Consider the following 23336-nt stretch of genomic DNA (forward strand, 5'->3'; position numbering starts at 1 on the left):
ACCGCTGTGCGGCGGTGATCAATTGTGGCCGAAGCTCTTCTGCCGGTCCTTACGGGCGGTGGCCGAAGGGGCCGTCGCCGGGCCGCCCTCCGACTGCATGGCCTGCGACTGCGCGTCCGTCGAGGAGTTCTGCGCCTGCTCACTCGGACGGTCGGCCATCCCGCGGCCCTGGCGCTGCTGTTGCTGCTGCTGCTTGCGGTCGCGGTTCTTGTTCTTAGCCATGGTGCTGTGCCTCCAGTTGGGATCGCCCCCCAAGGGAAGAGCCCTCCGGGAAGAAACACTGACACGTCCGGATGAAGGGTGCATTTCGGGCAATTACGGTGAGTGAGAAGGAGGGTCTTCGAGGGTAGGCCGTATCCGCCACGCCAGTGATCCAGTTCGGACTGATAACCCCGGTGTGGTCGGGCACACTCCAGATGAGGCCGAAACAGGAATTTGAGCACGGCTGTGCACGGGGGGCGACCGAGGACTGGACTTCAGGAAAGAGGGTGGAACGTGGACCGCTGCGTCGTCCTGGTGGACGCCGGCTATCTGCTGGGCGCCGCCGCGAGCCTGCTCGCCGGGGAGCCAGCCCGGTCCCGCATCTCCGTCGACCACGCGACCCTCATCCAGGGACTGCGCGAGCGCGCCGAAGCCGATACCGAACAGCCGCTGCTGCGCATCTACTGGTTCGACGGAGCCCCCGACCGCGTCCCCCAGCCCGAGCACCGGCGGCTGCGCGTCATGCCCCGGGTCACCGTCCGGCTGGGCGCCCTGACCCGCAGCGACGGCCGCTGGGCACAGAAGGGCGTGGACGCCGCCATGCACGCCGAGCTCACCGAGCTGGCCCGCAACCGCGCCTGCTCCGACATCGTGCTCGTCACCGGCGACGGCGATCTGCTGCCCGGCCTGATGTCCGCCAAGGAACACGGCGTGGCCGTCCACCTGTGGGCCGTCCAGGCCGCCGACGGCGACTACAACCAGTCCGAGGACCTGGTCGCCGAGGCCGACGAGCGGCGGGTCCTGGACCGTGCGTGGATCACCCGGGCCGTCCGCGCCAAGGACCTCACCGGGCCGTGCGCGCCCGTCTCCGAGCCCCGGCCGGAGATCGCGGCCATCCTCTCCGCCCCGCTGCCCGAGACGGCCGCGGCGGCCGCCGCCGGGGCGGTGACCGGGGTCGCCGGGGTGTCGGGCGTCCCCCGCGACCTGGCCCCGGGCCGCAACGGCGCCGCGCGGCCGGGCGCCGCGCCCGCGCGCGCCGCGGGCGCCCATGGGCGGGCAGCCGCCGACGCGGCCCCCGCGGGCGGCTCCGGCGCCACCGGCGCCACCGGCGGCGGCACCGACACCGCCCCGGCGGACGGCACGGAGGCGGGCTCCGCCCCCGGCGGCAGAGGTGTGCCCACACCCAAAGACCTCGCCGACCTCGGCCGCGGCCCCACGGGCAGCCACCCGGGCGCCCAGCCGGCCCCCAGCGCCACGCTGCGCTGGTCCTCCGACAAGGGCTGGATCGAGCGCGGCTCGGGCACCGGGCTCGGCGAGCCGCCGGAGACCGCCGGGCTGCCCATGCTCGCCCAGCTCACCAGCCCCGAGCAGCGCTGGGCCGACCGCGAGGAGGACATCACCACCGTCAGCGGCGACCCCTTCGAGGTGGGCCAGGTCTTCGCCCGCCGCTGGATCGAGCGGCTCTCCGACCCGGGCCACCTCCAGCAGCTCTCCACCGAATACCCGCGCATCCCCCACCGCATCGACGGGGAACTGCTGCGCTACGCCGCCCGCTTCGGGCTGCTCGCCCACAAGGACGACCAGATCGACGAGCACGACCGCTACGCGATCCGGGCCGGCTTCTGGCGCGAGATCGACACCCGCACGGCCGCCGACCACGCCCCTGCGGCGGACTGACCCCGTCCCCGCGCCACTGCCCCCGTGCCACCTCCTACCCGAGGGCAAGCGTGGGTGATTGGGCGCGTACCCTCATAGCTCGTGAGGACGGGCGCGAAACAGGCTGTGGACGGCCATGTGGTGTGCACCGTGCGCGGCCTGGTCAAGACCTATCCCGCCGCGCGCGGCCGCCGGGGCGTGCCCGCCGCGCCCGCCGTCCGGGCCAGCGACGGCATCGACCTCGACGTGCGCCGTGGCGAGGTGTTCGGGCTGCTCGGCCCGAACGGCGCCGGGAAGTCCACCCTGGTGCGCCAGCTCACCGGGCTGCTCCGCCCCGACGAGGGCAGCGTCCGGGTGCTCGGCCACGACCTCGTACGCCACCCCGAGCGCGCGGCGCGCCTCCTCGGCTATCTGGGGCAGGACTCGACCGCGCTGGACGAGCTGACCGTCGCGCTCGCCGCCGAGACCACGGGGCGGCTGCGCGGGCTGGACGTCCGCGCCGCCCGCGCGGAGCGGGACGCGGTGATGGAGGAGCTGGGGCTCGGCGCGCTCGCCGGGCGCCCGCTCAAGAAGCTCTCCGGCGGGCAGCGGCGGCTGGCCTGCTTCGCCGCCGCGCTGGTGGGGGAGCGGCCGCTGCTGGTGCTGGACGAGCCGACCACCGGAATGGACCCCGTCGCGCGGCGGGCCGTGTGGGCCGCCGTCGACCGGCGGCGGGCGGAACGGGGGGTGACGGTGCTGCTGGTCACCCACAATGTGATCGAGGCGGAGACCGTCCTGGACCGGGTGGCGGTGCTGGAACGTGGCCGGGTCATCGCCTGCGACACCCCGGCCGGTCTGAAGGCGCTGGTCGCCGACGAGGTCCGGGTGGACCTCGTATGGCGCGGGGAGCCGCCGCTGGAGGTGCCCGAGGTCGCGGCGCTGCGGGAGGCCGCGCTGGCCTCCGGGCGGCGCTGGACGCTGCGGATGGCCCCTGAGCAGGCCCGGGCCACGATCGCCACGGTGACCGGCGGCCCGGCCTTCGCCGCGCTGGACGACTTCACGCTCGCGACGCCTAGCCTGGAGGACGTCTATCTCGCGCTCGGCGGCCGCTCGGAGGGGGCGGAGGGGCTGGTGAAGGCGTGACGGCCGCTGGGGCCGCCGTAGGGACCGCCGGTACCGCACGGGCTGCGGCCAGTGCGGGGAACAGGAGCAGCGCAAGGTGAGTGTCGTGCCCGCGGAGGCCGTGTCCGGCGGAGAAGCCCTGGCCGGGGCCGCCGAGGCGCCGTGGCCCGGCGGCGACGCCGCCCCCGCCCCCCTGGCGGCGCGGGCGCGGCTGCTGCCCGCGCTGGCCGCCGTCTACCGGGCGCAGCTGTCCCGGGCCCGGGTGGCCCGGATACCGCTGCTGTTCGTGGCGACCTTCCAGTCCGTGGGGATCATGATCCTTATGCGCGGGGTCGTGGACGGCGGGATGGAGGCGCGGTCCGTGGTCGCCGGGTCCAGTGTGCTGGTCGTGGCGTTCGTCGCGCTGAACCTGCTGGCGCAGTACTTCGGGCAGCTGCGGGCGAGCGGAGGCCTCGACCACTACGCGACCCTGCCGGTGCCGCCCGCCGCCGTCGTGCTCGGCGCGGCCGCCGCGTACGCCTCCTTCACCGTGCCGGGGACGGCGGTCACCGCCGTGGTGGGGAGCGAGCTGTTCCAGCTGCCGATGGCGCATCTGTGGGTGCTGGCCGCGGTGATCCCGCTGTCCGGCGCGGCCCTGGCGGGCCTGGGCGCGGCGCTCGGGCTGCTCGCGCCCCGCCAGGAACTGGCCACGCTGTGCGGGCAGTTGGGTATGTCGGCCGCGCTGCTGCTGGGCGTGCTGCCCGCCGAGCGGATGCCCGCCCCGGTGTCGTACGCGCGCGATGTGCTGCCCTCGACGTACGGTGTGGAGGCGTTGGCGCGGTCCTTCGACGGCCACCCCGACTGGCTGGTGGTCTGCGCGGACCTTGGGGTGTGCGCGGGTGTGGCGGTGGTCTCGCTGACCGCCGCGACCTGGGCATATCGGCGCGCAGCCGTGCGCTGACGCGCTACGGCGGGCCTCCCGCCGCCCGATGTACCTCCATCGCCTGGCACCATGACGGGGTGACCGCACCGTTGACTCCGCACGATCAGCCTCAACAGCCTTCGCCGCACGAGCCGTCTCCGTCGGGAGGTGCAGTGCCCTACCCCACCGCTCCGGACCCCTCGGCCCCGGGCCACCCCGAGCCCGGCCACTCCGAGCCCGGCCCCGAGCTGCGCGCCGAGCTGGTGCAGGCGGCCCTGGTGGCGATCGGGGTCGCGGTGTCCGGGGTGCTGCTCGGGCTGATGTGGCTGTGGCTGGCGCCGCGGGTTCCGCTGGTCTGGATCGGCGACGGGATCTACCCGAAGGACGCCGAGGGCGAGCAGGCGATAGGGGCGGACGGGGTGTTCACGCTGTGGGCGCTGGCCTTCGGGGCCGTGTCCGCGGCCCTCGTCTTCTGGTTCTTCCGGCGGGGCGGCATCGCGCTGGTCGTGGGGCTCGCGATCGGCGGGGTGCTGGCTTCGGTGATCGCCTGGCGGCTCGGCGTGTGGCTCGGGCCCGAGGCCGGCATCGAGGCGCACGCCAAGGCGGTGGGCAAGGGCGTGACGTTCGACGCGCCGCTGAAGCTGGGGGCCAAGGGGGCGCTGCTGGCGTGGTCGTTCGCGGCCATGGCGGTGCACCTGGGGCTGACCGCGCTGTTCGGCCCGAGAGACGAAGAGCCGGCGCAGCCGGCGGGCTGGGGTGCGCCGGCGCAGCCGGCGGGCGGAGGTGCGCCGGCGCAGCCGGCCCCGGCCCCTGGCGAGTGAGCCGAAGGGGCGAGGCTGCAGTCGATATGCGGCTGCCGCCGCGTGGTCGACCGTCGACAGGGGCCGTAGCGCCCCGGGGGGCGCCCCCGGCTACCGCCGGGAGGTGCCCCCGCCAGCGGTAGCTGGGGGAGAACCGAGCCCTAAAAAGAGGCGTCGAAGCGCGCGATCGGTGCCAGCACCGCGTCCGTGAGTGTGGCGAGGTCCTTGGGCGACAGCTCGACCTCCAGCCCGCGCCGCCCCGCCGAGACGCAGATCGTCTCGTGGGCGGTCGCCGACGCGTCCAGGGCCGTGGGCAGGCGCTTGCGCTGGCCGAGCGGGGAGATCCCGCCGAGCACATAGCCCGTGGTGCGCTCGGCCGCCGCCGGGTCGGCCATCGCCGCGCGTTTGCCGCCCACCGCCGCCGCCAGGGCCTTGAGGTCGAGCGTTGCGGAGACGGGCACGATCGCGACGGTGAGGCCGCCGTCGACGCTCGCGATGAGGGTCTTGAAGACCCGGGCCGGGTCCACGCCGAGGGCCTGCGCGGCCTCCTCGCCGTACGAGGGGGCCGCCGGGTCGTGCTCGTAGGCGTGCACCGTGAAGGCGGTGCCCGCGGCGGTCAGGGCGGTGGTGGCCGGGGTGCCGGCGGAGGTCTTCTTCTTGGCCATATGGGGTGAGGTGGGGTCTCAGTTGGGGCTGGTGGGGTGGCGGGTCAGATCGACCGCGGGAAGCGAGGGGAGCTTACCGATCACCGCGCTCTCGGCGCGCAGCAATTTCAGCTCCTCGGCCAGCCGGGTGGCGGTGTCGGGGGCCTGCAGCAGCCGCTGCTTGGTCGGCGTGTCGAGCACGGCGGCGGCCGCGACCAGGTAGGAGAGCACGGACGGCTCGCCGGGCAGGTCCTGCTGGGCGGCCAGGGTTCGCTCGCGGGCGCCCGCGAGCCGCTTCTGGTAGGTGCGGAAGGCGCGGACGACACCGGAGGCCAGCGCCCCGGCGCCGTCCCCGGGCTTCTCGTCGAGCTCGTCGATCTCGGCCGTCAGATACGGGCCCGAGGTGTCGACCGAGCGCAGTTCGAAGCGGGTGGTGCCGGTGGCGAGCACCTCGAAGGTGCCGTCCTTCTGCTCCCGGATGGTGGCCGCGTCCGCGATACACCCGATGGCGTGGAAGGACTTCATCGGCTCCGGTCCGAACCCGGCCGCCGCGCCCCGTTCGGGATCGGCGGTGGGGTCCGGGAGGCCGACCGCCGTCGGTGCGACCTCGCGGCCGTCCCGGATGGCGATGACACCGAAGCGGCGTGGCGCGTCCTCGGACAGCGCCAGAAGATCGCGCATCATGGCGCGATACCGCTGCTCGAAGACGTTCAGGGGCATGACGAGCCCCGGGAACAGCACCGTGTTCAGCGGGAAGAGCGGAAGGCGCGCGGAGGTCACGGGCGTTAAGCCTAATGGCCCCGCGCGCCCCGATCACTGGCGGCGCAGCAGCCGGGAGGCTCCGGCGGCGACTGTGGTGGCCAGGATCCAGCCGAGCAGTATGGTCACGATGGCCGCCCATTGGACCGCGCCGTCGGGTTTCCAGTAGCCGTCCTGGCCCAGGTCGATCACCGGGAGCAGCAGGTCGAGGGTGTACAGCGAGGCGTTCCAGTGCGGGGACTCGGCCGGCTTGATGGGGTCCGGCCGGTTGTGGGCGAAGAACACCGAGCCGATCGCCCACAGCACCGCCATCCAGACCGCCGCCCGACCGGGCCGGTAGCCGTAGGCCACGGTCCAGTCCTGGAGGTAGCCCCACAGCTTCCCGGCCAGCGGCAGCGTCTCGCGGCGCCTCCGCTCCTTGGCGAGCAGCACCTCGCGCGCCTCCGCGTCCTCGCCGCTGGTGCGCATCGCCGTGGCGAGCATCTCGTACGGCCCCCGGGAGAACTCGGGGGTCGCGGCCGCCACCCACTCCAGTCGCCGGGAGAGCGGGAAGTGGCCGACCGGGATCAGGCACTCGTAGGAGAAGCCCGCCATGGTCAGCCCGCCGGGGCCCGGCCAGCTGACCGACTTGTCGACCAGGTTGACCACCCGCGCGCCGGAGAGGATCACCCGTCCCCGCTGCGGCCGCTCCCCGACGAACCGCAGCTCCGGCGTCTGGATCCGGCGCAGCGACAGCTCCTGGTCGTTCTCCATGACGAAGCGGGCCTGGTCGAAGTCGACCGCGTCGTTGAACCGCCCGTCGTCCAGGCGTATCCCGCCCTCGCACTCGAAACGCTGGATGCGCGTCCCGCGTGTCGGCGTGTTGCTGGTGCCGTACGGCGGGGTGGAACCGCTGGAGTAGCTGCTCACCCCGGCGGCGGTGAGGTAGAGGCTGCGCTCGACGGTCAGCTGCGGGGCGTTCAGCGCCCGGCGGCCGTACGGATTGTGCAGCTGGGCGCCGCGCAGGCTGAGCGACACGCCGATCTGCGCGCCGCGCATGCTCAGCTCACCGTGTGACTCGATCATCTCGGCCTGCAGGTCCTGGCCGACGGTCAGGCCGTCGGCGCTGATCGACTGGCCCCGCCGGTCCCGGCGCACCACTAACTGGTTGAGCAGCAGGTCCGTGCCGATATGGGCGTCGGTGAGCCGGATGCCGTGCTCCACGACACAGCGCGGCAGATGCAGGTCGCCCTCGGTGCGTACCCGGGCCGCCTCCAGCCGGGGCAGCGCGCAGCCGACCAGTCGGAGGGTGGTGAAGTGGGCCTCGGGGAGCAGTACCTCCTGCTCGAAGCGGCAGTTCTTCATCTCCACATACGGCTCGACGGTGCCGCCGGCCAGGTCGAGCGTGCCCGTGATGTGCACCCCGTTGAGCTTGAGCGCGGCGACCCGGCCCGGCTGCGGGGGAGGGCCGGCGAGCAGCAGCAGGGCCAGGACGCGGGCGCGCACACTGCGCTCGGGGCCCCAGGCGTAGGGGCCGGAGGGGTCGTTGCGCTGAGGGTGGGAGGTGCGCAGATCGTGGGTGCTGCCGTTGCGGAACGCCTGCCACATGCCCCACTCCGCGGTGGTCAGGTCGAGCCCCGGGGGTGGATCGCCGTCGTGTGGCTCGGTCACAGCCGTGTCTCCTCCTGTCTCCGTACCCCCGTACGGATCCCCATTCCCGCTGAGTAACCGCTTGAACGCTTGCGGTCAGGGTCAACTTAGGGGGTACGTATCACTCACTGATACGGGGGGCGGGCCGCCGGTGCGGGTCTGAGACAATTGATCGCGTGATCTCCCGTATCGATCTGCGCGGCGCCGCCTTCCCGGAAGGCGGGATCGACCGTGACCTGTTGCCCCGTGCCGAGTTCGACGTCGAGGCCGCCCTGGAGAAGGTGCGGCCGATCTGCGACGACGTGCGCCATCACGGCACCGCGGCGCTGATCGACTACGCGCGGCGGTTCGACGGGGTGACGATCGAGCGGGTGCGGGTGGACCGGGAGGCGCTGACGCGCGCCCTGGAGGAGCTGGACCCGGCCGTGCGCGCGGCTCTGGAGGAGTCCATCCGGCGGGCCCGGCTGGTCCACCGCGAGCAGCGGCGCGCCGACCACAGCACGCAGGTCGTGCCGGGCGGCACGGTCACCGAGCGCTGGGTGCCGGTCGAGCGGGTGGGGCTGTATGTGCCGGGCGGCCGGGCCGTCTACCCGTCCTCCGTTGTGATGAATGTGGTGCCCGCGCAGGAGGCCGGGGTCGGCTCGATGGCCGTCTCCTCGCCGCCCCAGCGTGACTTCGACGGGCTGCCGCACCCCACCATCCTGGCGGCGTGCGCGCTGCTCGGCGTGGACGAGGTGTACGCGGCGGGCGGCGCCCAGGCCGTCGCCATGTTCGCGTACGGCACCGAGGAGTGCCGCCCGGTCTCCCTGGTCACCGGACCCGGGAACATCTATGTGGCCGCGGCCAAGCGGCTGCTCAAGGGGCGTATCGGCATCGACGCCGAGGCCGGCCCCACCGAGATCGCGATCCTCGCCGACGCCACCGCCGACCCGGTGCATGTCGCCGCCGACCTGATCAGCCAGGCCGAGCACGACCCGCTGGCCGCCTCGGTGCTCGTCACCGACTCCGAGGAGCTGGCCGCGGCGGTCGAGAAGCAGCTGGACGCGCAGGTCGCCGCGACCAAGCACGTCGAGGACCGGATCCGCCCGGCACTGACCGGGCGGCAGTCCGGAATCGTGCTGGTCGACGGCCTGGACCAGGGCCTCGCGGTCGTGAACGCGTACGCTGCCGAGCACCTGGAGATCCAGACCAGGGACGCGGCGGCGGTCGCGGCCCGGGTGCGGAACGCCGGCGCGATCTTCGTCGGGCCGTACGCGCCCGTCAGCCTCGGCGACTACGCGGCCGGGTCCAATCACGTGCTGCCCACCGGGGGCTGCGCCTGCCACTCCTCGGGGCTGTCGGTGCAGTCCTTCCTGCGCGGCATCCATGTCGTGGACTACACGCGGGAGGCGCTGGCGGAGGTCGCCGGCCATGTGGTGACGCTCGCCGAGGCGGAGGATCTGCCCGCCCACGGCGCCGCGGTGAAGGCAAGGTTCGACTGGAAGGTGCCAGGGGACAAGTGACCGGCATTGACGATCTCCCCATCAGGGACGAGCTGCGCGGCAAGTCCCCGTACGGTGCCCCCCAGCTGGACGTACCCGTACGGCTGAACACCAACGAGAACCCGTATCCGCTGCCCGAGGCCCTGGTGGCCCGGATCGCCGAGCGGGTCACGGAGGCGGCCCGCCACCTCAACCGCTACCCCGACCGGGACGCGATCGAGCTGCGCACGGAGCTCGCGAAGTATCTGACCCGCACGGCCGGGCACGAGGTCGGCGTGGCCAATGTGTGGGCCGCCAACGGTTCGAACGAGGTGCTGCAGCAGCTGCTGCAGACCTTCGGCGGGCCCGGGCGCACCGCCATCGGCTTCGAGCCCTCGTACTCGATGCACGCGCTGATCTCCCGTGGCACCGGCACCGGCTGGATTTCCGGCCCGCGGAATGCCGACTTCACCATCGATGTCGACGCGGCCCGCGCGGCCATCGCCGAGCACTGCCCCGACGTCGTCTTCATCACCTCGCCGAACAACCCGACCGGCACCGCCGTCGAGGCCGAGACCGTTCTCGCCCTCCACGACGCGGCACAGGCGGCGCGGGCGAACGCGGCCGGGGCGCTGGTGGTGATCGACGAGGCGTACGGGGAGTTCAGCCACCGCGCCTCGCTGCTTCCGCTGATCGAGGGACGGCCGCGGCTGGTCCTCTCCCGGACGATGTCCAAGGCGTTCGGCGCGGCCGGACTGCGGGTCGGCTACCTCGCCGCCGACCCGGCGGTGGTGGACGCCGTCCAGCTGGTCCGCCTGCCCTACCACCTGTCCGCCGTCACCCAGGCCACCGCGCTGGCCGCGCTCGAACACACCGATACCCTGCTCGGGTACGTCGAGGCCCTCAAGGCCGAGCGGGACCGGCTGGTGCGCGAGCTGCGCGCACTCGGCTGCGAGGTGACCGAGTCGGACGCCAACTTCGTACAGTTCGGCCGCTTCGAGGACGCCCACGTGGCGTGGCAGGCCCTGCTGGAGCGAGGAGTCCTGGTCCGTGACAACGGCGTACCGGGGTGGCTGCGGGTCACCGCGGGCACCCCGGCCGAGAACGACGCGTTCCTCGACGCGGTACGCGAGCTGATGAAGGAGACAAGCGCATGACCCGCGTGGGCCGTGTGGAGCGCACCACCAAGGAAACCTCCGTCGTCGTCGAGATCGATCTGGACGGTAACGGCGATGTAGAAGTATCGACTGGTGTCGGCTTCTACGACCACATGCTCGACCAGCTCGGCCGCCACGGCCTCTTCGACCTCACCGTCAAGACCGAGGGCGACCTGCACATCGACACCCACCACACCATCGAGGACACCGCCCTCGCGCTCGGCGCCGCCTTCAAGCAGGCACTCGGCGACAAGGTGGGCATCTACCGCTTCGGCAACTGCACGGTGCCACTGGACGAGTCGCTGGCCCAGGTGACCGTCGACCTCTCGGGCCGCCCGTACCTGGTGCACAGCGAGCCGGAGAACATGGCGCCGATGATCGGCACCTACGACACGACGATGACCCGGCACATCCTGGAGTCCTTCGTCGCCCAGGCGCAGATCGCCCTGCACGTCCACGTCCCGTACGGGCGCAACGCCCACCACATCGTCGAATGCCAGTTCAAGGCGCTGGCGCGGGCGCTGCGCTATGCGAGCGAGCGCGACCCGCGTGCGGCGGGCATTCTCCCCTCCACGAAGGGCGCATTGTGAGCGACGCACGCGCGGCCACCGGGCCGCAGACAGCATTCGAGCCGCACGTTCGCCGCGCGGGCGGAGAAGCGAACGGAAAGATGCTGTGAGCGGTCTTTCTACTGCCTTCATCGTTCTCGGGCTGTTTCTGCTCGGCGGGGTCTACTCCTTCGTCAAGCAGGGCCTGCCCAAGAGCATCATCGTGCTGCTCGGCATCGGCGCCGCGATGTCGCTCACGGCCGGAATCCTTCGGCTGGAGGTGTGGAATTGACCGCGGGCGCCAAGAAGGTCGTCGTCTTCGACTACGGCTTCGGTAACGTACGGTCCGCCGAGCGGGCCCTCGCCCACGTCGGCGCGGATGTCGAGATCACCCGTGACTACGACCGCGCCGCCGCCGCCGACGGCCTCCTGGTCCCCGGCGTAGGCGCCTTCGCCGCCTGTATGAAGGGGCTGCGCGAGGCCCGCGGCGACTGGCTCGTGGGGCGCCGGCTGGCCGGCGGGCGCCCGGTCATGGGCATCTGCGTGGGCATGCAGATCCTCTTCGGGCGGGGCATCGAGCACGGCGTGGAGGCCGAGGGCCTGGACGAATGGCCCGGCACCGTCGAGCAGCTGAACGCCCCCGTCGTCCCCCACATGGGGTGGAACACGGTCAAGCCCCCCGAGGATTCCCAGCTCTTCGCGGGCCTCGACGAGGACGCCCGCTTCTACTTCGTGCACTCCTACGCGGTCCGCACCTGGGAACTCGAAGTGACCAACCCGCACATCCCCGCCCCCAAGGTCACCTGGGCCACTCACGGCGAGCCGTTCGTCGCCGCGGTGGAGAACGGCCCGCTGTGGGCCACCCAGTTCCACCCCGAGAAGTCCAGCGACGCCGGAGCGCAGCTGCTGCGCAACTGGCTCGACACGCTCTGACCGGCCCGGCCGCCCCCGTCACTCCGTAGTCCTCACCGTAAGGTCTCCCATGAGCACGCACCGCCTCGAACTCCTCCCCGCCGTCGACGTCCGCGACGGCCAGGCCGTACGCCTCGTCCACGGCGAGTCCGGCTCCGAGACGTCCTACGGCGACCCGCTGGAGGCCGCCCTCGCCTGGCAGCGGGCCGGCGCCGAGTGGCTGCACCTGGTGGACCTGGACGCGGCCTTCGGCACCGGCGACAACCGCGAGCGGATCGCCGAGGTCGTGCGCACCATGGACATCAAGGTCGAGCTCTCCGGCGGCATCCGCGACGACGCCTCGCTCGCCGCCGCCCTCGGCACCGGCTGCACCCGCGTCAACCTCGGCACCGCCGCGCTGGAGTCCCCTGAGTGGGTGGCCAAGATCATCGCCGAGCACGGGGACCGCATCGCCGTGGGACTCGACGTCCGCGGCACCACCCTGCGCGGCCGCGGCTGGACCCGCGACGGCGGCGACCTGTACGAGACTCTCGCCCGGCTGGACTTTGAGGGCTGCGCCCGCTACGTCGTCACCGACATCGCCAAGGACGGCACCCTCCAGGGCCCCAACCTGGAGCTGCTGAAGAACGTCTGCGCCGCGACCGACAAGCCGGTCGTCGCCTCCGGCGGCGTTTCCTCCCTTGACGACCTGCGTGCCCTTGCGACCCTGGTACCGGAGGGTGTGGAGGGCGCCATTGTCGGCAAGGCGCTCTACGCCAAGGCGTTCACCTTGGAAGAGGCGTTGGAGGCGGTATCGGTATGACCTCACCCGAGAATGTGCGGCGCGTCCAGGCGGACAGCCCCTGGGAAGAGACCATCGGCTTCGCCAGGGCCGTCGCGGTCGGCGACCGGGTCCTGGTGGCCGGGACGATGCCACTGGTGGGCGGGGTCCTGCAGGGCGAGGGCGATCCGTACGAACAGACGCTGGCCGCCTTCCGTAACACGCTGGACGCGCTGCGGAAGTTCGACCTCGGCGTCGAATCGGTCATCCGTACCCGCATGTACCTCACCCACGCGCGCGATGTGGACGAGGTGGGCCGCGCCCACAAGGAACTGTTCGACGCCGTACGCCCCGCCGCGACCCTCGTCGTGGTGTCCGGCTTCGTCGACTCGCGCGTCCTGGTGGAAGTCGAAGTAGAAGCATTCCGAGGAGCCCGAGCGTCATGACCCTGGCGGTCCGAGTCATCCCCTGCCTGGACGTGGACAACGGCCGGGTCGTCAAGGGAGTCAACTTCCAGAACCTGCGGGACGCGGGCGACCCCGTCGAGATGGCCAAGATCTACGGCGAGGAGGGCGCCGACGAGCTGACCTTCCTCGACATCACGGCCTCCTCGGGCAACCGCGAGACCACGTACGACGTGGTGCGCCGCACCGCGGAGCAGGTCTTCATCCCGCTCACCGTGGGCGGCGGCGTCCGCACCGTGGAGGACGTCGACAAGCTGCTGCGGGCCGGCGCCGACAAGGTCGGCGTCAACACCGCCGCCATCGCCCGCCCCGAGCTGATCCGGGAGATCGCCGAGCGCTTCGGCAGCCAGGTCCTCGTCCTGTCCGTCGACGCCCGCCGCTGCGGTGAGGGCACGGTCACCCCGTCCGGCTACGAGGTCACCACCCACGGCGGTCGCCGCGGCACCGGCATCGACGCCGTCGAATGGGCCCACCGCGCCGCCGAGCTGGGCGCGGGGGAGATCCTGCTGAACTCGATGGACGCCGACGGCACCAAGGACGGCTACGACACCGCCATGATCGAGGCGGTCCGCAAGCACGTCACCGTCCCCGTCATCGCCAGCGGCGGCGCCGGCCGGCTCGCCGACTTCTCCCCGGCGATCGCCGCGGGCGCGGACGCGGTGCTCGCGGCCTCGGTCTTCCACTTCGGCGATCTGCGCATCGGCCAGGTCAAGGAGGCGCTGCGGGAGGCGGGACACCCCGTGCGGCTGTAGGCCTGCGGGCGCTCCGGGCGGCGGTCGGCCGTGCCGCCGCCCGGAGCGCCGGGCCGGGCTCACACCCCGGGGTCGAAGGTGTCGAAGGCGCGCAGCACCAGCTTGCCCTGGGGATCGTCGGACGGGTGGCCGATCACATAGAGGGTGTCCCCCCACCAGCCGGCACTCATCATGTCGACACGATTGAGAGAGTGCTTGGGCGTGTACACCACGCCCCGGGACTCCTCCTCGCCGTCCCGCAGCCCGAGGGCGACGAGTGTCGGATCCCCGCCAAGCCGCTTGGACGCCTTGAGCGCGATCACCTTGCCGTCGTCCGTCAGGCCGACCTGCCTCATCTGCCGCTTGGACCAGAGCACCTTGCCGGTCTTGAGGTCGGTGGCCCCCAGGCCCGCGGTGTCGTCATAGTTGGACAGCAGCACCGACTCGTCCCTGTCGACGATGGTCGTGTTTCCGAACTGGACGTTCGCCAGCTTGCCCGTCAGACGGAAGCTCTTGTCCGGCTTTCCGTCCTCCGTGTAGGTCTGCAGATAGCGCTTGGCGTCGTCGCTGCCCTCCTGGTCGACCAGGACCAGGGTCAGTGGGTCGTCCCCCACCACCTGCTCCACGTCCCGCTTCTCGTTCGGGAACTTCCAGGTGTCGCCGTACCGCAGGTCAAGGATGCTCAGCTCGTCTTCCGGCTTGACGTCGCTGCAACTGCTGGAATAGGCCAGGTAGCGGGAGGACCACTCGATGTCGTTCCCGCAGTCGCGACCGCGTGAGTGCACCGTCCACTTCTTGGCGCCCCCGGAGATGGCGTACGCCGACACCACACCGATACTGGCGACCACCGTGTCCTCGCCGACCTCGACGCGCGGCGCGACCGTCTTGTAGCCGCTCGACAGGTTCTTCGACCACAGCGTCCGCCCGGTCTCCGTGTCGAACACGACGAGAAACGCGCAGTCGTTGCCGCCCGCGTCGTAGACGGCGGCGCCGACGCCCTCGGAGTTCGGCTGCGGGGCGATGGCGCAGACCTCGCTCGCCCCGTCGGGCGTCTTCACCGTCCACAGCGTCTTGCCGGTCTCGGGGTCGAAGGCGCGCACGCCGTTGTCGTCGGCGTAGACGGGGCCGCGGATGGTTCTCCACAGGGCGGGCAGCCCACTGAGGTTGCCCAGAACATGCGACTCGGGCAGCTCCGTCTGCCACTTCTGACGCAGGGCGTGGGCCGGGGGCGACGACTGCTTCGCCGCGGGGGTGGCGGAGTCGTCGGAGGCCGAACTGTCGTGCTTGAACAGTGCGACCGTGATGCCGCCCGCCAGCAACAGCACGACGATCGCGATGACGGTCGCGACCTTGCCCCCGCCGCGCCGCGGCGGCACGGGCGGGGGCGGCGGCCACGGGGCGCCGGGGGCGCCGCTCTCGGGTGGCTGCTGCGGATAGGAGGGCAGCCCGCCGCCCTGGCCGGACCGCGGCATGGTGGGCGGGACGGTGGGGGGACCGGGCGGCGGCCCGGCGTCGGGCGCGGCCGGGGGCACGGGCGGTCTCGGCGGCATCCGCGGCGGCTGCCCCGACGGCTGTCCGCCCTCGCCGTCCCCGTGTGGTCCGCCCTGACCAGGCACCTGGCCATCGCCGTCGTGCGTCACTGTTCCAACTCCCGATCCCCGAGCGGGCCGCGCCCTGCGGCCCGCACCAAGAACAGACGACGATCGACGCCGTGGCGTTGCAGGAGGGGCGGAGCTTTCAGATACCCAGGCGGGCCGCGATCCCGTCGAGGACGGCGTCGAGCCCCGTCTCGAACTGCCACTCCGCGTCGTCCTTGCGGGTCGCCTCGTTGATGTAGCGCTGGTAGGTCGGGTAGCGGCCGGTGTTCATCAGCCATGTCATGCGCGGGGCCAGGGCGACGCGTGTCTCGTCCGCGCTGGACCAGCCCTGCTCCTGCATCAGCTCGGTGAGGCCGATTTCGCGGTCCACGGCGCCTTTGACGTAGGAGTCGACGGCGCGGCAGACCGCCATCATCGTGTCGACGTCCAGGTCGAGCTCGGCGAGCGAGGCCAGGGCGCTTTCGGCCACGGCCACTTGGTTCGGGGTCAGCGTGGACACCGCCGTGCGGGCCACCCAGGGGTGCTGGAGGAGCACCGCTCGGGTGCGCTGGGCGCGCGTCCGGGCGGCCTGCCGCCAGTCTTCGGCGCCCTCGGGTGGCGTCATCTCGGCGTAGACATGGTCGACCATCAGTTCCAAGAGCTCGTCCTTGCCGGACACATAGCGGTACGCCGCCATCGGCGCGACCCCCAGATCGGTCGCGAGGCGGCGCATGGTGACGGCGTCGATGCCTTCCGCGTCGGCGATCGCCACCGCGGCTTGGGCGATGCGCTGCGGGGTGAGCGTGGAGCGCGGGGCGGGAGCCGGGCGGTCCAGCCGCTCCCACAGGAAGGCGGCGTCCGACTCGTGCCGCTCCGGCTTCGCCTGCGTCTCCCGTTTCTTCCGAGGAGGCATGGGGGTGAGCTCCTTTCAGACGGTTCAGTGTACAGAGTATGGGCGAGTGGACAACGTACACTGTCGTGTGTACGTTGTATCGCATCGGATACGACGTACACAGTGAAGGGGAGCCCTCCCATGAACGACCTCAACGACAGCCCGCTGCGCGTGGCCGTCCTCGTCGGCAGTACCCGGGACGGCCGCTTCGGCCCTGTGGTGGCCGGGTGGGTGGCGGGCCACATAGCCCAGCGCGAAGACCTGCAGGCCGACCTCGTCGACCTGGTCGAGACCCCGGTACCGACCGTCATGCCGGCCTTCGGACAGCAGCCGTCCGACCAGGACGTGGCGCTGCTCGGCGCCGTCGCCCCGCGGCTGGCGGCGGCCGACGCGTTCGTCGTCATCACGCCGGAGTACAACCACAGTTACCCGGCAGCCCTGAAGAACGCGATCGACTGGCACAACCCGCAGTGGCACGCCAAGCCGGTCGCCTTCGTCTCCTACGGCGGCATCTCCGGCGGCCTGCGCGCGGTCGAGCACCTGCGGGGCGTCCTGGCCGAGCTGCACGCGGTGACCATCCGCAACACCGTCAGCTTCCACAACTACGGCGACAAGTTCGACGCGGACGGCAAGCCCCTGGACCCGGAGTGCGATGCCGCGGCCAAGTCCCTGCTCGACCAGCTGACCTGGTGGGGGCTGGCGCTGCGGGACGCCCGCGCCGCCCGCCCGTACACCGGCTGAGGCGGGACGGAGCGATGACCAGCGACACGGGGGACACGCCCCCACCCGCCCGGCAGAATCTTCCCTACCTGGGCATCTTCGGCCTGATGCTCGGCATCTTCCTCGCGACGCTCGACGGGCAGATCGTCGGCGTCGCGCTGCCGACCATCGTCGGCGACCTGGGGGGCCTCGACCACTTCTCCTGGGCCGTCACGTCCTACCTGCTCGCCCTGGCCGCGACCACCCCGGTCTGGGGCAAACTCGGCGACCTCTACGGCCGCAAGGGCGCCTACCTCTGGTCCGTGGTGCTCTTCCTGGCCGGCACCGTCCTGTGCGGGCTCGCGCAGAACATGGGGCAACTCATCGCCTTCCGCGCCGCCCAGGGCCTCGGGGCGGGCGGCCTCATGGTCGGTGCGATGTCCATCATCGGCGTGGTGGTCCCCGCGCAGGACCGCGGCCGCGTCCAGTCGATGGTCGGCGTGATGCTGCCGGTCGCCTTCGTCGGCGGTCCGCTGCTCGGCGGATTCATCACCGATGCCCTGAACTGGCGCTGGGTCTTTTACGTCAACGTGCCCTTCGGCATCGTCGCGCTGCTCGCCGTCGGCAAGGGCGTACGGCTGCCACGGGCACGGGGCGGCGGACGGATCGACTACCCCGGTACGGCCCTGCTGACCGCCGCCATCCTGTCGCTCACCCTGCTGGCCGGCTGGGGCGGCACCCGCTACGACTGGACCTCACCGCAGAGCGTGCTGCTCGGCGCGGTGGCCGCCGCGGCCCTCGCCGCCTTCATCCGGGTGGAACGGCGCGCGGCGGAACCCGTCATCCCGCTGCGGCTCTTCCACAGCCGCGAGTTCACCCTCGCCCAGGCCCTCAGCTTCCTGGTCGGCGCCGCGCTGATCTCGGTGGCGAGCTACCTGCCCCAGTACATGCAGTTCGTGCAGGGCTCCTCCTCCACCGCCAGCGGCATGCAGGGCCTGCCCCTGATGCTGGGCATGCTGGCGGCGCAGCTCATCACCGGCCGGCTGATGGACCGGGGCGGCCTGGAGCGCGTGGTGCCGATCACCGGTGCCGCCCTCACGGTCACCGGCGTACTCCTGCTGCTCCTGCTCGGCACCGGCACCCCGGTGTTCGCCGCCTCGGCCCTCCCCCTGGTGTTCGGCGCCGGCGTCGGCATGCTGATGCAGAGCACGCTGCTCACCACGATGAGCACCGCCCCGCCACGCGACATGGGCGCAGCCACCGGAACCGTCACCCTGCTGCGCACGATCGGCGGCTCGCTCGGCGTCGCCGCCCTCGGCTCCGTGCACATCGGCCGGATGACGGCCGAACTGGCCGACCGGCTCGGCCACCGCACCGCAGAACGGCTCACCTCCACGGGCGAGGTGACCCCGGCCTCGTTCGACAGGATGCCGGGCCAGACCCGCTACGCCGTCCAGGAGGCGTTCATCAGCGGACTGCACGGCGTCCTCATCGGCACGGCCGTCCTCGCCGCGGCCGCCTTCGCCCTCGCCTGGTGCGTCCGCGGCAACTCGGCCGCCAAGTCCCTGGAGCCGGCCGGCAATACGGACCGCACCCGGACCCCGGCGACAGCCACGGACTGAAGCCTTGTCGCACGCCCCCGACCGAGAAAGCAGACCCGCCCATGTCCAGCACCTCCGCCGCACGCGCCAAGGACGTGCTTCTGCGCCCCTTCACCTTGGGCGGCCTCACTGGGCACGGACCGCAAGCCCGGCTCCCCGCCCGTGCCCGACGCCCCGCCCATGGGCCCGTCCGGCATCGCCGTCGACGGCACGGAGTCCGGCCGGGCCATGACGCGGACCGACATCGACGACGTCGTCGCGGCCTATGCCACGGCTGCCGCGTCCGCCGAGCGGATCGGGTTCGACGGCGTGGAGGTCCACGCGGGCCACGGCTACCTCATCGACCAGTTCCTCTGGGAGCGCACCAACCGGCGTACCGACGCCTACGGTGGCGACCTCGTCGCCCGCTCCCGCTTCGCCGCCGAGGTCGTCACCGCGGTCCGCCGGGCGGTCTCCCCGGGCTTCCCGATCACCCTCCGGCTCTCGCAGTGGAAGATGGGCGCCTACGACGCCAGGCTCGCACGGTCGCCCCAAGAACTCGAAGCCCTGCTCGCCCCGCTGGCCGACGCCGGAGTCGACGCCTTCCACTGCTCCACCCGCCGCTTCCACCGGCCCGAGTTCGAAGGGTCCGGCCTCAACCTCGCAGGCTGGGCGAAGAAGCTCTCGGGCAAGCCTGCGATCTCTGTCGGCTCGGTCGGCCTCGACAACGAGTTCACCGATGTGATCCAGGGCCGACCGGGCGAGGTCAAAAGCATCGACGACCTGCTCGACCGGATGGAGCGCGACGAGTTCGACCTCGTGGCCGTCGGCCGCGCCCTGCTCGGCGACCCCAATTGGCTCACGAAGATCCTCAGCGGCCGGACCGCGGACCTCAGGCCCTTCCAGGTGGGCCTGCTCGGTTCCCTGAACTGAGAACGGATGGAAGCGGAGTCTTTCCCGACCTCATATACGCCGACGGCGCTCGCCGATGAGTTCTGGCGGCGGGACCGGTCTGCCCTCATGGGGGCCAAAGACAGACCCGAACCGGAAGGAAGAGCACTCATGGCGAACGTCGACGTCGTCCGCGCATGCATGGAGAGCTACCTCGCCCAGGACCGTGATACCGCCGAGCGGCTGATTGCCGAGGAATTCGTCTTCACGAGTCCGCAGGACGACCACATCGACAAGGCCGCGTTCTTCGAACGCTGCTTCCCCACGGTCGATCGCCTCCGGTACCAGAAGATCCTGGAAGCGGTCCCCACCGGAGGCGACGACGTCTTTCTCCTCTACGAGTACGAGCTGAAGACCGGCGGACGCTATCGCAACGTCGAGCTGATCACCGTGCGGGACGGAAGGATCACCGAGATTCAGGTCTTCTTCGGCGGCCGCGTCCCCGCATCGGTTGAGCGGTGGCGATGTGAGCCGCCGGCGGAATCGGGAAGGCCGGGACCCGGGAGCGGGGGGTGACCCGCAAGGTCACGACTCGAAGTCGGTGAACCCGTACGGGATGCCTCCCCGCTCGATCAGCGCGTCCTCCAGCTCGTCCTCGTCGAGGTCGTCCTCCTCGCAGTCCTCCCAGCCGGAGTCCGAGAAAGCGACGGCATCGGGATCCTCGGCGAGCAGCACATAGTCGCCGTACGTCGCGACCTCGCCGGTCAGCGCCGGTACTTCGATGGCGTCCCAGTCGACGGTGACCTTGAGCGCCTTGTCGAGTTCCCCGGAGAACATGCCATCGGCGAGCACCTCGGACACCTTGGCCGGGTCATCCGCGCCGACGGCGTAACCGGTCGGCTCGCCGGAGTCGAGGAAGGTGATGTCCGGATAGCCGTCGACCGAGACCGTGACGAAGGGGTGGAGGTCTATCGAGTGCGTCCGTGTGCCTTGCTGGTACACGTGGAGCGCGAGCTCCGCGGCGGGGTTGTACCAGCACAGCAGATACACGTTGAGGCTCGCGGACAGTTCGTTCGCGAGGTCGGCCTTCACCTCGTCGAGACTGCCGCTGATGTAGTGGGCGTCTTTGCGGGCGGCTCCCGGGGACACTCCGAAGACCAGGTCGTAGAAGCTCTTGGACAGCATGACGGCCAAGCTACACGGCGGCGTTGACGAATGCGGCGCGATGCCTAACGGCCCTCGATGATGACCGCGACCCCGTCGAGCAGCGGCCCCAGGCCGAACTCGAAGAGTTCGTCGAGGCGGAGGTCGTAGCCGTTCGGGAGGGAGGCGGTGAGGCGGGTGAACGTCGGGTAGCGGGGGGAGGTGGTGATCGCCTGGAGGGCCTGGGACTGACGGTCCATCCACTCGTCCTCCGACAGGCCAGTGGCGGCCTCGGCCTGGGCCTCCTGTTCCAGGTTGGCCGCGATGCCCTGGACGTAGCTGTAGAGCAGGACGTGCAGGTCGAGGACGGCCGTCGGGTCGAGGCCGTGGTCGTCGAGGGCGGCGAGCACCCATTCGGCGTGGACCATCAGGTTGGGCAGCAGCAGGGGGCGGGTGAGGGGTCCGGTCTGGGCAAGCCAGGGGTGGTTGCGGTAGCGGGCCCATAGGGTGCGCGCGGCCAGTTCCAGGCGGGGGCGCCAGCCGGGGGGAGGGTCGGCGGGATAGGGCTTCTCGCCGAACGCGGTGTCGGCCATGAGCAGCACAAGGTCCTCCTTGCTGCCGATATGGCGATATGGCGACATCGCGGCCACGCCCAGCCGCGCCGCGACGCCGCGCATCGACAGCGCGGCAAGCCCCTCGGAGTCGGCGATCTCGATGGCCGCGCGGACGATGCGTTCGCGGGTCAGCTCGTGTTCGGGGCCCGGGGGCGAGGGTGGGGGCGGGGGCGGTGTGGTGCGGCGTACGGGGGAGGAGGAGGCCCGCGTGGCCACGACCGTGCCGACTCGGGGGCGCGCCTCGACGAGGCCTTCCAGGCGCAGGGTGGTGAGCGCCTTGGTGGCGGTGGCGAGGGCGACGCCCCACTCCTTGGCGATCTGACGGGTCGAGGGCACCCGGTCGCCGGGGGCCAGTTCGCCGTCCGCGATGCGGCGCCGGATCTCGGTGACGATGCGCAGATAGGGCGGATCGGGCTCCGGGGGCATCTCCAACTCCGTCCCTTCGATTTTTCTGCGCTGATTTTTTGGCTCGCTGCGCCTGTACTAGTGCAGACCTTAGCAGGGGAGGGGGCTGGAAGCGGGCGTCTGTACTAGTTCAGATGCAGAAGAAAGTACAGCTGGGGGCGGATGCTTACGGTGTACATTCAGTTTCGCGTACACCGTATGAAGGAGCTCCCATGAAGACTGTGCTCATCTCCGGCGCCGGCCTCGCCGGCCCCGCGCTCGCCTACTGGCTGCGCCACCACGGCTTCGCCCCGACCGTCGTCGAGCGCGCGCCCGCGCCGCGTACCGGCGGGCAGGCGGTGGACATCCGGGGCGTGGCCCTCGAAGTCGTCCGGCGCATGGGGCTGCTGGAGCGGGCGCGTGAGCTGCGCACCCGGATGCGGGGCATGTCGGTGCTCGACGGCGAGGGCAACGAGATCGAGCGGTCCACCGACAAGACGTACAGCAGCGGCCGGCTCGACAGCGACGACATCGAGCTGCTGCGCGAGGACCTGACGGGGCTGCTGTACGAGCGGACCCGGGATGGCGCGGAGTACGTCTTCGGCGACGGCGTCGCGGCCCTCCAGCAGGACGAGTACGGCGTGCGCGTGGAGTTCGAGAGCGGGCGGTCGCGCGGCTTCGATCTGGTGGTCGGCGCCGATGGGCAGCACTCGACTGTGCGCGGCCTGGTCTTCGGCCCCGAGGAGGAGTTCGCGCACCCCCTCGGGATGCAGGTGGCGATCTTCCGCGCGGACAACTTCCTGGGCCTGGAGGAATGGCAGTTGTGGCTCAGGGACGGCGCCGCGGGCTACGGCATCTACCCCGTACGCGACAACTCCGAGCTGAGGATCACCTTCGGCTGGGCGGCGGCCGGGCCCCAGGAGCAGCGGGTCGACCACCGCGACATCGAGGGGCAGAAGCGGGCGCTCGCCGACCGGATGGCCGCCGTCCGCTGGGAGGCGCCGAGGATGCTCAAGGCGATGTGGGAGGCGTCCGACTTCTACTCGGATGCGATGGCACAGATCCGGATGGACCGGTGGTCGCACGGCAGGGTGGCGCTGCTCGGGGACGCGGGCTACTGCGCGTCCCCGCTGTCGGGCCAGGGCACCAGCCTGGCCCTGGTGGGCGCCTACGTACTGGCCGACGCGCTGGGCCGGGCGGAGGGCGACCACCGCGCGGCGTACGACCAGTACGAGCGGCGTATGCGGCCGTTCGTACTGGTCAACCAGGCGCTGGCCACGGAGAATCCGGGCGGGCCGGCCTCCGAGGCCTCGGTCGAGCGGGCCAAGAACGCGATCTCGCTATAACCGGGCCAACCGGTCATCAGGAGGCGGTCGTCGCGTAGGCGCAGGGTGGGAGGGCGCAGGGTCGTGCGCCCCGACCACCCCATGGCCACCGGGCTCCACCGTCACCCCCATGTAATCTCCCGCACACCCTGGTACTGGGCGTGGCCCGCGTCGGACGGGTCTCCGCCGTGGACCTTGGCCAGTGCGCGCTTGACCAGGCGGTCGGTCGTGACGGCCCGGCTAATTTTTTCTTTGATGGTATTGGCGTATGACTGCCCCAAGTCCCGTGCCAACCGCGAATCGTCACCCTCAGGAGAATCGAATCGTACGGTGCCGTCGGAGTTGTCGGAGAACTTGTACCCATAGACCTCCGCCCTTACGACGACCCGCTTGACTGTGTCCTGCATCTCAGTCAGCTGGGAATGCGCGTCGTCCAGGATGGCATAGATGCTGCTGGCCTCCTTGTACAGGTCCTCGAACTCTTTCGCGGTCTTGCGGACGAATTCAT

Annotated in this window: 25 protein-coding genes and 1 pseudogene; 17 read left to right on the plus strand and 9 right to left on the minus strand. The window is 71.6% G+C overall.

All coding sequences use genetic code 11. The features are described from left to right. Nucleotides 1-18 precede the first annotated feature (18 nt). Nucleotides 19-222: a hypothetical protein gene (locus tag PV419_RS42440; protein WP_319698238.1), complete on the minus strand. Its 204-nt coding sequence runs from the start codon at nucleotides 220-222 to the stop codon at nucleotides 19-21. A 273-nt stretch (nucleotides 223-495) separates the two neighbouring features. Here PV419_RS42440 and PV419_RS42445 point away from each other — a divergent pair, with 273 nt between their 5' ends. The 4 genes from PV419_RS42445 to PV419_RS42460 all read left to right on the plus strand — a co-directional run bounded on the left by PV419_RS42445 (nucleotide 496) and on the right by PV419_RS42460 (nucleotide 4680). Further along, on the plus strand, nucleotides 496-1878 hold the full coding sequence (locus tag PV419_RS42445; protein ID WP_319698240.1) for an NYN domain-containing protein: 1383 nt from the start codon (nucleotides 496-498) through the stop codon (nucleotides 1876-1878). Nucleotides 1879-1998: 120 nt separating this feature from the next. Then, nucleotides 1999-2979 (plus strand): ABC transporter ATP-binding protein, encoded by a 981-nt coding sequence (locus tag PV419_RS42450; protein WP_319698285.1) that lies wholly within the window; start codon nucleotides 1999-2001, stop codon nucleotides 2977-2979. 76 nt (nucleotides 2980-3055) lie between these two features. After that, the gene (locus PV419_RS42455) at nucleotides 3056-3898 is read left to right on the plus strand and encodes an ABC transporter permease (protein WP_415925496.1); all 843 of its coding nucleotides are present in this window, start codon (nucleotides 3056-3058) and stop codon (nucleotides 3896-3898) included. A gap of 134 nt (nucleotides 3899-4032) precedes the next feature. Continuing rightward, the gene (locus PV419_RS42460; protein WP_415925497.1) at nucleotides 4033-4680 is read left to right on the plus strand and encodes a DUF2567 domain-containing protein; all 648 of its coding nucleotides are present in this window, start codon (nucleotides 4033-4035) and stop codon (nucleotides 4678-4680) included. Nucleotides 4681-4820: 140 nt separating this feature from the next. On the opposite strand, the gene ybaK is transcribed toward PV419_RS42460, so the two are convergent. The 3 genes from ybaK to PV419_RS42475 are packed head-to-tail and all read right to left on the minus strand — an operon-like array spanning nucleotide 4821 to nucleotide 7712. Further along, a complete protein-coding gene (ybaK, locus tag PV419_RS42465; RefSeq protein WP_319698244.1) occupies nucleotides 4821-5324 on the minus strand; it encodes a Cys-tRNA(Pro) deacylase in 504 nt (167 codons plus the stop codon). Nucleotides 5325-5342: 18 nt separating this feature from the next. Further along, nucleotides 5343-6083, minus strand: coding sequence for an LON peptidase substrate-binding domain-containing protein (locus PV419_RS42470; RefSeq protein WP_319698246.1), 741 nt, complete (start codon nucleotides 6081-6083; stop codon nucleotides 5343-5345). A gap of 33 nt (nucleotides 6084-6116) precedes the next feature. Beyond that, nucleotides 6117-7712, minus strand: a complete 1596-nt coding sequence (locus PV419_RS42475) for an oxidoreductase (protein WP_319698247.1) — start codon at nucleotides 7710-7712, stop codon at nucleotides 6117-6119. A 155-nt stretch (nucleotides 7713-7867) separates the two neighbouring features. Between PV419_RS42475 and hisD the strand changes: the two genes are divergently transcribed. The 8 genes from hisD to hisF all read left to right on the plus strand — a co-directional run bounded on the left by hisD (nucleotide 7868) and on the right by hisF (nucleotide 13744). Then, nucleotides 7868-9193, plus strand: coding sequence for a histidinol dehydrogenase (hisD, locus tag PV419_RS42480; RefSeq protein ID WP_319698249.1), 1326 nt, complete (start codon nucleotides 7868-7870; stop codon nucleotides 9191-9193). Next, nucleotides 9190-10308, plus strand: coding sequence for a histidinol-phosphate transaminase (locus PV419_RS42485; RefSeq protein WP_319698251.1), 1119 nt, complete (start codon nucleotides 9190-9192; stop codon nucleotides 10306-10308). The genes hisD and PV419_RS42485 overlap by 4 nt, the downstream gene beginning before the upstream one ends. Next, the gene (gene hisB / locus PV419_RS42490; RefSeq protein WP_319698252.1) at nucleotides 10305-10898 is read left to right on the plus strand and encodes an imidazoleglycerol-phosphate dehydratase HisB; all 594 of its coding nucleotides are present in this window, start codon (nucleotides 10305-10307) and stop codon (nucleotides 10896-10898) included. The genes PV419_RS42485 and hisB overlap by 4 nt, the downstream gene beginning before the upstream one ends. Before the next feature lie 85 nt (nucleotides 10899-10983). Beyond that, nucleotides 10984-11148 carry a hypothetical protein gene (locus PV419_RS42495; protein ID WP_319698253.1) on the plus strand — a complete coding sequence of 55 codons (165 nt, stop codon included), beginning with the start codon at nucleotides 10984-10986 and terminating at the stop codon, nucleotides 11146-11148. After that, nucleotides 11145-11789 carry an imidazole glycerol phosphate synthase subunit HisH gene (hisH, locus tag PV419_RS42500; protein WP_319698289.1) on the plus strand — a complete coding sequence of 215 codons (645 nt, stop codon included), beginning with the start codon at nucleotides 11145-11147 and terminating at the stop codon, nucleotides 11787-11789. The genes PV419_RS42495 and hisH overlap by 4 nt, the downstream gene beginning before the upstream one ends. Nucleotides 11790-11838: 49 nt before the next feature. Continuing rightward, a complete protein-coding gene (priA, locus tag PV419_RS42505; protein ID WP_319698255.1) occupies nucleotides 11839-12570 on the plus strand; it encodes a bifunctional 1-(5-phosphoribosyl)-5-((5-phosphoribosylamino)methylideneamino)imidazole-4-carboxamide isomerase/phosphoribosylanthranilate isomerase PriA in 732 nt (243 codons plus the stop codon). After that, the gene (locus PV419_RS42510; RefSeq protein ID WP_319698256.1) at nucleotides 12567-12974 is read left to right on the plus strand and encodes a RidA family protein; all 408 of its coding nucleotides are present in this window, start codon (nucleotides 12567-12569) and stop codon (nucleotides 12972-12974) included. The genes priA and PV419_RS42510 overlap by 4 nt, the downstream gene beginning before the upstream one ends. Then, nucleotides 12971-13744 (plus strand): imidazole glycerol phosphate synthase subunit HisF, encoded by a 774-nt coding sequence (gene hisF / locus PV419_RS42515; protein ID WP_319698258.1) that lies wholly within the window; start codon nucleotides 12971-12973, stop codon nucleotides 13742-13744. The genes PV419_RS42510 and hisF overlap by 4 nt, the downstream gene beginning before the upstream one ends. Nucleotides 13745-13803: 59 nt before the next feature. Here the strand turns inward: hisF and PV419_RS42520 are convergent, their stop codons facing one another. Both PV419_RS42520 and PV419_RS42525 read right to left on the minus strand, forming a co-directional pair. Next, a complete protein-coding gene (locus PV419_RS42520; protein WP_319698260.1) occupies nucleotides 13804-15195 on the minus strand; it encodes a PQQ-binding-like beta-propeller repeat protein in 1392 nt (463 codons plus the stop codon). A gap of 265 nt (nucleotides 15196-15460) precedes the next feature. Continuing rightward, nucleotides 15461-16213 carry a TetR/AcrR family transcriptional regulator gene (locus tag PV419_RS42525; RefSeq protein WP_319698262.1) on the minus strand — a complete coding sequence of 251 codons (753 nt, stop codon included), beginning with the start codon at nucleotides 16211-16213 and terminating at the stop codon, nucleotides 15461-15463. Nucleotides 16214-16333: 120 nt separating this feature from the next. Between PV419_RS42525 and PV419_RS42530 the strand changes: the two genes are divergently transcribed. The 4 genes and pseudogenes from PV419_RS42530 to PV419_RS42545 all read left to right on the plus strand — a co-directional run bounded on the left by PV419_RS42530 (nucleotide 16334) and on the right by PV419_RS42545 (nucleotide 19938). Next, nucleotides 16334-16933, plus strand: a complete 600-nt coding sequence (locus PV419_RS42530; protein ID WP_319698264.1) for an NAD(P)H-dependent oxidoreductase — start codon at nucleotides 16334-16336, stop codon at nucleotides 16931-16933. 14 nt (nucleotides 16934-16947) lie between these two features. Continuing rightward, nucleotides 16948-18513 (plus strand): MDR family MFS transporter, encoded by a 1566-nt coding sequence (locus PV419_RS42535; RefSeq protein WP_319698265.1) that lies wholly within the window; start codon nucleotides 16948-16950, stop codon nucleotides 18511-18513. Between the two features lie 108 nt (nucleotides 18514-18621). After that, nucleotides 18622-19404, plus strand: a pseudogene (locus tag PV419_RS42540) (12-oxophytodienoate reductase); the annotation flags it as partial. A gap of 129 nt (nucleotides 19405-19533) precedes the next feature. After that, on the plus strand, nucleotides 19534-19938 hold the full coding sequence (locus tag PV419_RS42545; protein WP_319698267.1) for a nuclear transport factor 2 family protein: 405 nt from the start codon (nucleotides 19534-19536) through the stop codon (nucleotides 19936-19938). Nucleotides 19939-19947: 9 nt separating this feature from the next. Here the strand turns inward: PV419_RS42545 and PV419_RS42550 are convergent, their stop codons facing one another. Then, nucleotides 19948-20547 carry a hypothetical protein gene (locus PV419_RS42550; RefSeq protein ID WP_319698269.1) on the minus strand — a complete coding sequence of 200 codons (600 nt, stop codon included), beginning with the start codon at nucleotides 20545-20547 and terminating at the stop codon, nucleotides 19948-19950. Nucleotides 20548-20591: 44 nt separating this feature from the next. After that, nucleotides 20592-21545, minus strand: a complete 954-nt coding sequence (locus tag PV419_RS42555) for a GntR family transcriptional regulator (RefSeq protein ID WP_319698270.1) — start codon at nucleotides 21543-21545, stop codon at nucleotides 20592-20594. Between the two features lie 191 nt (nucleotides 21546-21736). On the opposite strand from PV419_RS42555, the gene PV419_RS42560 reads away from it, so the two are divergent. Then, a complete protein-coding gene (locus tag PV419_RS42560) occupies nucleotides 21737-22849 on the plus strand; it encodes an FAD-dependent monooxygenase (RefSeq protein WP_319698272.1) in 1113 nt (370 codons plus the stop codon). Nucleotides 22850-22950: 101 nt separating this feature from the next. Here the strand turns inward: PV419_RS42560 and PV419_RS42565 are convergent. Further along, the coding region (locus tag PV419_RS42565; RefSeq protein ID WP_319698274.1) for a hypothetical protein at nucleotides 22951-23336 on the minus strand (386 nt) is incomplete at its 5' end.

Origin of the sequence: Streptomyces sp. ME19-01-6 (assembly GCF_033793745.1) — a bacterium.
Lineage (GTDB): Bacteria > Actinomycetota > Actinomycetes > Streptomycetales > Streptomycetaceae > Streptomyces.